Source organism: Nitrosomonas supralitoralis, from assembly GCF_003011925.2.
GTDB lineage: Bacteria > Pseudomonadota > Gammaproteobacteria > Burkholderiales > Nitrosomonadaceae > Nitrosomonas > Nitrosomonas supralitoralis.
Genome location: NZ_PXXU01000161.1, coordinates 1 through 1,052 on the forward strand (window position 1 = coordinate 1; position 1,052 = coordinate 1,052).

Sequence of the window (1,052 nt, forward strand, 5' to 3'; positions counted from 1 at the left end):
TCAAACGGGCTTTGCCAGTTCAATGACAGTTCCATACTAGCCTCGGTGAGAGGCGCAAACACGGCTTTTGGATCGGTATCGTTTGATCTCTGCCACACACCTTCTTTTATTTTCTTGACCTCGTAAAAGCTGGCGATAAGGTGCGGTGATAACCCATCCCATTGCGATGATAGAGAATCTGAAACAAGGCTTGGTGGCTGATTCATTTGATAGTACCCAATAAAAAAGGCGCCGCCACTTGTGAATGCGGCAGCGCCATTGATTTCAACGCAAGGTTGTTTACTTCAGTCCGGTTTTTCTGCGAATCTTCATTGATTTTGCGCGACGCATACGGGCAGTAGCGGAGTGGCTTTTCATGCGCGCCTTACGGATAGCCACTTTTTGCGCTGCACTCAAACGAACCGTTCCAGAAATACGCTTATTGATACGCACCTTTTTACCTTTGCGAATCACAATTTTCTTTTTATACGCAGCATCCAGCGCTGGTTCCTGGTCGTCATCACCGAATACAAAATCATCGATATCGGAACTTGCTTCATCTTCGCCTTCTGGAAGAGATGATGCAACCAGATCACGAACACGTTCAGCTACATCGCCATCGAAGTCGTTCAACAATGAGTCAGCGTCCTCTTCCGATACGCCTTTGCTGGTCAGGTAATCCCAGGCCGCATTCAGAGCAACATCGAGAACCGCTTGCTCATTTTCGGAAATCTCGCCGTCTTTGTTTTCATCGGCAATTCCGATCATCATTGCCAGGAGACGGTCAGCGGAGCTCTCTCCATTGGCCAGGTCGTCAGTCTCCACCCATTGCTGAATTACGGCAGCAGCGGCCATCGTAATATCGGCAATAGTAAATTCATTGGCACCGCTCAACGACCTGGCGCCACCATCCTCAGCAGCATCAAGCGTTTTCTTGCCTTTGGCATTATCTGCCACTGGGTTAGCGACAATTTGCCGACGCAGTATTTCACTGGTTCTTAAATGATTCATGATATTTCAGTCCTCTTAGGTTATAAGAATGATTAGCGGGTTAGTGTCTGAGTGACATATAT

At 47.7% G+C, this 1,052-nt stretch carries 1 protein-coding gene and 1 pseudogene; both read right to left on the bottom strand.

Annotated features, from left to right (window positions below; all coding sequences use genetic code 11):
* A pseudogene (locus C7H79_RS18585) lies at positions 1–206 on the bottom strand (hypothetical protein); the annotation flags it as partial.
* Positions 207–279: 73 nt separating this feature from the next.
* Positions 280–990 (bottom strand): hypothetical protein, encoded by a 711-nt coding sequence (locus C7H79_RS17195; protein WP_197714677.1) that lies wholly within the window; start codon positions 988–990, stop codon positions 280–282.
* Positions 991–1,052: the final 62 nt, after the last annotated feature.

Bases quoted from the DNA above. Each gene is read 5' to 3' on its own strand.
- C7H79_RS17195 (WP_197714677.1), bottom strand. From the start codon at position 990: ATGAATCATTTAAGAACCAGTGAAATACTGCGTCGGCAAATTGTCGCT.